The organism is Spirochaetota bacterium (genome assembly GCA_038043445.1).
In the GTDB taxonomy this organism is placed as follows: Bacteria; Spirochaetota; Brachyspiria; order Brachyspirales; family JACRPF01; genus JBBTBY01.
The window spans coordinates 1-9,035 of record JBBTBY010000153.1; the positions used below are offsets into that span (position 1 = coordinate 1).

At 53.9% G+C, this 9,035-nt stretch carries 8 protein-coding genes; all 8 read left to right on the top strand.

The window, feature by feature from the left end; genetic code table 11:
* Nucleotides 1-227: 227 nt before the first annotated feature.
* The gene (locus AABZ39_19335; GenBank protein ID MEK6796936.1) at nucleotides 228-971 is read left to right on the top strand and encodes an outer membrane lipoprotein-sorting protein; all 744 of its coding nucleotides are present in this window, start codon (nucleotides 228-230) and stop codon (nucleotides 969-971) included.
* Between the two features lie 64 nt (nucleotides 972-1,035).
* A complete protein-coding gene (locus AABZ39_19340) occupies nucleotides 1,036-2,880 on the top strand; it encodes an FtsX-like permease family protein (GenBank protein ID MEK6796937.1) in 1,845 nt (614 codons plus the stop codon).
* Between the two features lie 209 nt (nucleotides 2,881-3,089).
* A complete protein-coding gene (locus AABZ39_19345; protein ID MEK6796938.1) occupies nucleotides 3,090-3,923 on the top strand; it encodes an AraC family transcriptional regulator in 834 nt (277 codons plus the stop codon).
* 72 nt (nucleotides 3,924-3,995) lie between these two features.
* Nucleotides 3,996-5,045, top strand: a complete 1,050-nt coding sequence (locus AABZ39_19350) for a Gfo/Idh/MocA family oxidoreductase (protein ID MEK6796939.1) — start codon at nucleotides 3,996-3,998, stop codon at nucleotides 5,043-5,045.
* A gap of 172 nt (nucleotides 5,046-5,217) precedes the next feature.
* A complete protein-coding gene (locus tag AABZ39_19355) occupies nucleotides 5,218-6,219 on the top strand; it encodes a uroporphyrinogen decarboxylase family protein (protein ID MEK6796940.1) in 1,002 nt (333 codons plus the stop codon).
* 167 nt (nucleotides 6,220-6,386) lie between these two features.
* Nucleotides 6,387-7,469, top strand: coding sequence for a uroporphyrinogen decarboxylase family protein (locus tag AABZ39_19360; protein ID MEK6796941.1), 1,083 nt, complete (start codon nucleotides 6,387-6,389; stop codon nucleotides 7,467-7,469).
* A gap of 31 nt (nucleotides 7,470-7,500) precedes the next feature.
* Complete coding sequence (locus AABZ39_19365) at nucleotides 7,501-8,142, top strand: hypothetical protein (GenBank protein ID MEK6796942.1); 642 nt, start codon at nucleotides 7,501-7,503, stop codon at nucleotides 8,140-8,142.
* 189 nt (nucleotides 8,143-8,331) lie between these two features.
* On the top strand, nucleotides 8,332-9,035 hold a 704-nt coding region (locus tag AABZ39_19370; GenBank protein ID MEK6796943.1), incomplete at its 3' end, for a hypothetical protein.

Sequence of the window (9,035 nt, forward strand, 5' to 3'; positions counted from 1 at the left end):
TTGCCGGTTTTATCCAGCTTGAAGAATGCTTACTCTCACAGGAAAGTGAGAGAGGGGGTCGCAAAAAATAAAATTTTCTTGAGAATGGTGACAAGGATATGAATACAATTTTAAAATATAAAAAATATTTTGAAATTAAAATACATCCGGTTCTCCCCCTCTCTCGCATTTTCGCGAGAGAGGGGGAGTCAGAGGGGGTGAGTGTGCAAATTCATAGGAGGGGTGTCGTGCTTTGCGTGGCGGTATGGGTGAGTGTTGCCTTCTTTCTTTCCGCTGCAGAGCTTCCTCGCGTTGCCGACCTCATGAGCCGCGTCGAGGCGCTCGAGGAACAATTGACCGATCTCTCTGCGCATGTGAAGATCGTCCAGGAAAAAGCGACGCAGGGGATAAAGGCCTACGAGATGCAGTTCTATCGCCGCGATGCGAACGATAATTTTCTTATCGTCATGACCGACCCCTTGCCCGAACGTGGTAACGGATATCTTCGCGCGGGCGATGACATGTGGATGTACCGCAAGAACACGCGTACGTTCCAGCATATCAATCGCGATGAGGCGATAAGCGGGACTGATGCGAAAGCGGCGGATTTCGAGAAGCGTAAGCTTACCGCGCTTTACAAACCGGTGACGGAGCGTGCGTCCGCTACCAACATCGGGAAAAGTGCGCTCTACCGGTTCGAGATTGTCAATAAAGTGAACGATGTGAAATATCCAAAGCAGCTCTACTATGTCGATCGGTCGAACGGGCTCCCGAAAATAGTTCAGTCCTATTCGCTGTCCGGAGCGCTTATGCAGACGGCGGTGTACATCACGTGGGGTATGGTCGAGGGGAAGTACATCTGGCTTAAGGCGACGTTCATCGATGAATTCGAGAAGGGCAATCGCTCGGTGGTGGAGCTTTCCGGCATTTCTACGAAACCGATATCGCACGGGACGTTCACGAAAGCATATTTGGAGAATCTGAGCAAATGACAGACTTTCGCACTGGTCGCCGAGTAGTACTGCAAGTTCATATCGAGGCGAGCAAGTGAAATTCATGCACGCGTTCACGCGTATCGCGCGTTTGAGCCTGCGCAATCTCATACGTCAGAAGCGGCGATCGATACTGCTCGGGGTGGCCATCGCCTTCGGCATGATGGTCCTTACGCTTGCGCATTCGTTCTCGCATGGACTTTCGGAAACGGTGTTCAATCGCGTCATGCGCTTCCTGACGGGACATATCGAAGTGATCGCCGTCGAGCACGGGAGGAAAGCGCCCATCATACGCGACAAGGAGCGCATACTCGCCGCAGCGAGAACGCTTCCCCACTATAAGTATGCGCATGAGAGCATCATCATTTACACGCGGCTTATCGGCAATGCACGTGCGGATACATCGGTCATCATCGGCGTCGAGGGGAACGCTGAACGCATCGATGAGGCGAAGTCGATGAATTTCCATACTGTCGCCGGCGATCTTGCCGATTTCACCAACGGCAGGATAGCGTATCCGATACTCCTCTATGAGGATAAGGCGAAGGCGCTCAATGTGCGGGTGGGCGATACGGTGAAGATACGTTTTCAGAACATCGACGGCATAGAGCAGAGCGCGGCGTTCACCGTGGCGGCGTTCATCCGCGCGGTGGGTTCGTATCAGAGCATGGCGTCCCTCGCGCTTTTATCCGACCTCAAGGAGCTCATGGGATATGCACCGCATGAAAGTGCAACGATACAGCTGATACTGTCCGACCCGAAAAAGGCAGAGGGCGATGCGCGACTCCTTCGCAATGCGCTTCTGCCTGCCATTGCCCGCATCGACGGAGCGTTATCGCATACGAACGTTCCTCTTCTCGGCGTTGCGACAAATCACGCATCGGTATCGAACATGGGCGCGCTTTTTTCGGTTGACAGCTCGCTGCTGACGAATACGGGGCTCATGTTCATCCCGCGGCAATTCGCAGCGGGTATCGCTCATCGATCGAGGGTGTTCTATACGTATCGTCATGCCTATCTGCCGATATCGGTGACGAATGACTATACCGCATATATCGTCGATGCCCCACTGCCTTTCGTTTTCCTCAATGAGAACGACTTGTATCGTACCTATTGCCGATCGATACCCGCGCGCGGCGGGCATGCGGCCGACGTGCCGCCATCGATTACGGAGAACTGTGTGCGGGAATGGATGCTCCTTCCCGGCACGAGGGACGATCGGGCGCTTAAGAAAAAATGGCGCGCCGCATCGAAAAGTAAATTCACCGGCACCATACTCGATGTGCGCACCATGTACGAACATGATATCGGGAAATATTATGCCGACCTCGAACGCGCGCTCTATGCGATCACCTGGATAGGCGTCATCGTGCTTTTTTTCATCATACTCGTCGGCGTGGTCAATACGCTGCGCATGTCCATTCGAGAGCGTACGCGGGAGATCGGCACCATGCGCGCGCTCGGCATGCAGTCAGTCGATGTGCGTAACCTTTTCATCTATGAAGTGCTTTTTCTTGCGTTTTTTGCATCGGTGGCAGGCGCGCTTTTCGCGTTACTGGTCATGCCGCTTATACAGCTCATCTCCTTTGAGACGGAAAGCGCCGCGGGAATCATACTCGTGAACAAACATATTTCCTTCGTACCGGTGTTCTTCGGCGGCGGCGGTATGCTCGCTATGGGCGTCATCGGTGCGGCGGCACTGCTCATCTTCGCACGCATCCGATCGAAGCGCATGGCCGCTGTCATGCTTATCGTATGCATCGCTCTCGGTTTTATCGTGAGCGCTGTCGCCGGGAGCATCAGTACCAACGGCATGCTTCTACTCCTCATCGCGGTGGTGACGGCATATTTTCCCGCGGACAAGGCGGCATCGATGAGCGCGACCAAGGCGCTCAGTCATTACGAATGAAGTGCATTGATAACAGATCATGATGTAGGAAAAAGAAAACCACAGAGCGCACAGAGGTAAAGCAGAGAAGATAAAAAGCCGGCAGCGAAGAGGTTGCTTAATGAATGAAAGCCGCAATAATATCTCTTTGTATTCCCTCGGTTTTTTCTCTGTGTCCGTGGTTGCATTTTTTCTTTTTAATGTTTTTTGTTTACACGATGCATTATTGAATGTATAATCAGTACATGAAGAATTTCCATCACGTGTTCGCTGGGGAGCATGAGGGCGAGGACGAACTTACCGTCTGCTCGCTCGGACAGGTGACGAACAAAAGTGTATACAAGAGTGCAGAGCCCGGGAGACCGGTCTATATCTTTCTGTTCTTCCATACTACGGCGGTCGTTGTCATACGGGGCATGCGCACGCGCGTTGTGCCGATGTCGTTCGTGGCGTTCCCGCCGAATATGCCGCTGTGCTACGGCGATGAGAAGGGATATCGGCATTCATGGATATCCGTCCGCGGATCGCTCATCGATCAAGCGTTGCGCCGTTACGGCGTGCCGATGGCAGTGCCGATAGCCTGCGCGGAGTATGCATTTTATGAACGATGCCAGCATGCCGTCGACACTGAGATGATAACCCATGACCGTCCGAACACGAGCGTACTCAGGAATCTGTTCGATAATTTTTTCATCGATATCGGGCGGCTGGGCGTCGACGGGGCGGATGCGAAACACCGTATGAGTATCGTGAAGCGTCATATCGATATCCACTATATGGAACGTATACGGCTGCCGGGGCTTGCGCGTATCGCCGGGCTTTCGGTATCGCGGTTCTCGAGCGAATTCAAGAACGATTACAAGCTCTCCCCGATAGAGTACCTGATACAGAAGCGGCTTGATGAGGCGGCGCATCTGCTCACGGTGATGACGATGAGCGTGGAAACGATAGCCTCCGAGGTCGGCTTTGCCGATGTGGCCCATTTCTCCAAAACGTTTAGCCGGCGTTTCGGAGTAAGCCCTCGGGCGTTCCGGCGCGGTAAGAAAACACAAGAAACAGAATAATATCACATGTTCCCGGGATGTTTCCCGGTATACTATATCGCCATCGGGATCGACCACAATGAGGAGCACGCTATGAAACGTATCGGATTCGTCGGGGCGGGAAAACACACGCAGTGCATACATTTGCCGAACTACGCCGTGATACCCGACTGCCAGATAGCGGCGATAACCGATGTCGATGCCGATCTTGCGAAGCGCGTTGCCGCGCACATGAACATACCTAAGAGCTATGGTTCTCACACGGATATGCTCGCGCATGAGAAGCTCGATGCCGTCTGTGTGACGCTCCCGGCTACACCCATGGCGGAGACCGTGATACGCGATTGCCTTGCCGCGAAGCTGCCGGTATGCGTCGAAAAGCCCTTGGCATGGTCGGTGGCCTCCGGCGAGCGCATTGTCGCCGATGCGAAGAAGCACGGCACGCTCCTTGTGGTAGGTTATCACAAGCGGAGCGATCCCGCATCCATTTATGCCAAAGGCGAGATAGAGCGCTTCGTGAAAAGCGGTGAGCTCGGCCCCATGCGCTATGCGCGATTACAGGTGACGCTATCGGGCGACTGGATCGAGAACAATTACCGCCTGGCGATGAAAGGCAATGCCGTCATACCTCCAATGCCGTTTCCCGCGGGGGATCATGCGAAGTTCAATGACAAGGCGAAGGGAAAATTCTTCTCGTTCGCCGGCGCGCACAGCCATCAGCTCGATCTTATGCGCTGTCTTCTGGGGGACGCATACACGATAACCTATGCCGATCCTACCGGCGTCATGTTCGCCATTGCAAGCGCGCACGGCGTGCCCGGCGTCATGGAATTCTCGCCGTATAATGCAACGGACTGGCGTGAGTATGGCATCATTTATTTTGAAAAAGGGTATGTCCGTGTCGATCTCCCCGCGCCCCTCGCAATAAACCGCCCCGGGCGCACCGAAGTGTATCGCAATGACGGCGCAACGGTACCGACGACGACGGTAGCGACATTCCCTGCGAAAAGCGCCATGGTCTCGCAGGCGGAGAATTTTATCCGCATGTTGAACGGCGAGAAGGGTTCGCTTTGTCCCGCATCCGAGGCGCTTGAGTCAATCGGTGTTGCCGAGGATTGGGCGATGCGGCTTTTTCCGAACTGAATATCCGTGCATGACCCGCAGAAGGTTCGGGGATACAATCTGCGGCGAAGCGCGCTTGAAGCGCATCTGAAAAGTACACGCGGCGAGGAAAGCTATGATAGTCATCGAGAGACTGAAGATCAAACCCGATCCGAATTTTGAACGATTAAAAAACGTTTTGACGAGAGCTGGCATGCCGGACCGGGTGCCGTTTTTCGATCATGGCGGTTTGATGCCCCCGTATTTTGCCGAACGGATAAAAAAGAATGAATGCGCGAATGAGGAGGAATACAATTTTCGGCGGCAGATCGAATGCGCTTTCAATCTCGGGGCCGATTTCGTGCATGGCAACGCGGGTAACTTTACTTTCAAGGAAGCCGAAGCGGCGCCGGGTGCGGGAGAGGATGCGTTCGGCGGCAAACGAGATCGCAAATACCGGGGGACAACATCGTCGCTCATGGGCAATGAGAACGACTATGAACGCTATCCCTGGCCGGCTATTGCCGCTGTCGATTTTGACCGGATAACACGGCACGGTGCATTGCTCCGCCCGGGAATGAAAATCATCGTAAGCCAGCGGAGCGTGTTCGAGCATGTCATTGGCATGATGGGCTATGAGAATCTCTGCTACTGTATCGTAGAAAATCCTGTTTTTTTTAAGAAGGTGTGCGACCGTGTCGGCGAACTCGTGATCGAGTGGGTATCGATATGCGCGGGAATGGATGATGTGGGCGCAATACTTATGTACGAAGATATGGGATTTAAGACGCAGACGATGATCTCGCCCGAGATGCTGCGCGAATATATTTTCCCTTGGCATGCGCGGTTTGCGAAGGCGATCCATGCGTGCGGCAAGCCCGTCATCCTCCATGCGTGCGGTAATTTGCGCACGGTCAACGAGGACATCATTGCATCCGGGTTCGATGCGAAGCAGTCGTTCGAGGATATTATCGAACCCGTATGGGAATTCAAAAAGCACTATAACGGCAGGATATCCGCGATGGGCGGATTCGATATGGATAAACTTACGAGAATGAACGAGACGGAGGTGAGGGCGCACACACGATTCCTCATCGATTCCTGCGCGGCGGGCGGCGGATATGCGATGGGCTCGGGGAACTCGGTTGCAAATTATATTCCGGTGGAAAATTATCTGGCTATGCTTGAGGAGACATGCCTGTATGGACGCTATTGAAAAAAATCTATAGTGCCCGGGGCGGCATCTATGCGCCTGCGATACAGCCGGGCGGGTTTTTAGAGATATGACGGGCAGTAAAAAAGCACAAGAAACGCGATGATGCGCCATTCCATTCACGGCGCCGTCTGACTATATTCTATCCGTCATGAAAGCGGAGGGATCATATGAACAATGAACTATCACATCGCGATCGCGTACGACTGGCGCTTGAGCATAAGGATACCGACAGGGTGCCGATAGCCATGGTGTGTTCGGGGATAAACTCAGCAGCGCGGCGTGCGCTCGAGAAGCATCTGCGGACATCACGCGGAATAAGCGTTGATGAATACCTCGCGACCATCATCGACATTAAAGGCATAGCACCGGATTACATCGGACCGAAACTTCCTGAACGCACCGACATTTGGGGTGTGCGCCGAAAAGCCGTTGTGTATGGCGAGGGCTCGTACGATGAGATAGAACATAATCCTCTCGGCAGTGCAGCGTCCGTTGATGATATTCGTAAGCATCGATTCCCGTCGACGGAATGGTTCAATTATGACAGCATCCTTGAAAAGATACGCGCGCTCGATAGCGGCGGCGAATTCTGCCTCATGGCGGCGAACGGGAACATATTCGAGACGTCCTGGTACATGCGCGGTTTTGAGAACATATTCATCGATCTGGCGACACAGCCGGAGCTGGCGAACGCGATATTCGAACGCACCGCATCGTTCTACATCGAACATTTCAGGCGCATCCTGTCCGCGGCACGCGGTCGTATCGATCTCGTATTTACCGCTGACGATATCGCGGGGCAGAATGGACTGCTCATGGCGCTTCCGATGTGGGAGGAGAATATCAAGCCGTATCATATGCGCATGAACAGCGTGATACATGAGTACGGCGCGAAGATAATCTATCATTCCGACGGCGCGGTGATGCAGGCGGAGCCCGGGCTCATGGATATGGGCATAGATGTGCTTCAGGCGCTGCAGTTCGATGCGAAGGGAATGAGCGCCGATGTGCTCAAATCGTCGTATGGCGATACGCTCTGCTTCGAGGGCGGCGTGAGCGTACAATCGACGCTTCCGTTCGGTACGCCCGACGACGTACGCCGCGAAACCGAAGAGCGCATACGTGTGCTTGGGAAGAACGGCGGTTATATCTGCGGGCCGTCGCATTGCATACAGGACGGCACACCGCCGGAGAATATCTGCGCATTGTTCGATACGGCCGCACGCGTACCGGAGGCCGTTGCCGTTTGACACAAGGCGGGCTGACGAATATACTGTCGTCATGCCGAAGCTAGTGAAGCTCATTCTTTCCGTAGTATCCCGTATCATCACAGCATTGCCGAACGCGGCGCTGGCGGCGTTCTTTCTTATTACGTGGATAAAGCCGTATCAGTTCGGCGATAAGGTCGTTTCCTATCTGCTCCTTCTCATGCTGATGGAATTCATCAATGTGCATGCGGCGGGATTTCTCGGCAGTGTCATTATCTCTAAGTACGGGAAGGTCAAAAAATTATTTTCCATCGTCGGGCTCGGTCTTTTCTATACTATTTTTGTCGGCGGATTCTCGCTCGCCTTCCATGTGTGGTGGCCGCTCGTCGCCTTCTGGGGACTTATCCTCAATCGATTGCTGAGCGTTTTCCTCGGGCGCACGCTCGATGAGGACCGCAAGGCGCGTCTGAGCGTTTCCTGGTTCGGCGGCGCGCTGTGCTATTTGGTCGCAGTATTCCTAACGCTGATACCTTTTATCCCTGCGCTCGGTATAACGGATGCAGTGATATCGCATCAGGCGCTGCCAGGGTCCGGCATATGGATCGATGAGCCGTATCGTGTCGTTGCCGCGGGATGCATCTATTTCACCGGCGTTACGCTGATATCCCTTTTCGATTTTAAGATCGCCAGTTGGTTCAAGCGAGGAAGGACATAGAATAACCCCTATCCCTAACCCTTTCCCGTAGCGGCTTTGGCCATCCATGGCCGTCGCCAGTTGCGCCATCCTTGGCGCACACCTTCAAAAGGGGAAAGGGAATGGATGATTCAGAAACAACACTCCCCTTTCCCTTCCTAGAGGGGAAAGGGGGCGGGGGATAGGGGTGAACAAAAAGGAGAGACAGGTATGGGAAAGTTCACTATGAGATACACAGGTTTGGCAGTTCTTGTCTTCTGGACAACGCTCTCCGTTCTTTGTGCGCAGTCGAATACCGCGCCGGATATTCGGTCGAATGCCGTCACGAATCGTGCTGTCGCACCCGTAAAACCGCCGGTGAAAAAACCGTTCAAGGTAAGTGAAGCCGAGATCACTTCGGTGCGTGAAAAGGCCGATGTCCTATCCGCGCAAATAGAGGCGCTTCGAGCGATGAAGATCGACGATATGCTCCTCTGCGATGTGGAGATATTCCATCGTGCCGCTCAGATGCAGCTGCGCTTCTCGAACGAGGAATTCTTTGACACGCGTTTCGTCACCGATTCGCTTAAGATACTCGATGTCGGCATCGCACGCGCCGAAGAGGCCATGAACGGACGTGCTTCGTGGACGAACAGAAAAGGGATGGTGGTGCGCGGCTATCGTTCTCGTGTGGACGGGAGCGTGCAGCCGTATGGGCTGACCATTCCGGCATCATATTCCGGATCGCCGACACGGCTTGATGTGATACTCCATGGTCGCGGTGCGACGCTCTCTGAAGTGAATTTCATCGTCGGGAGGGAGAATACGAATTCCGCGCCGACCAATGTCGACTACATACGACTTGAAGTATACGGGCGATGGAACAATGCCTACCGGTTCGCCGGCGAGACCGATGTGTTCGAGGCGATGGCATC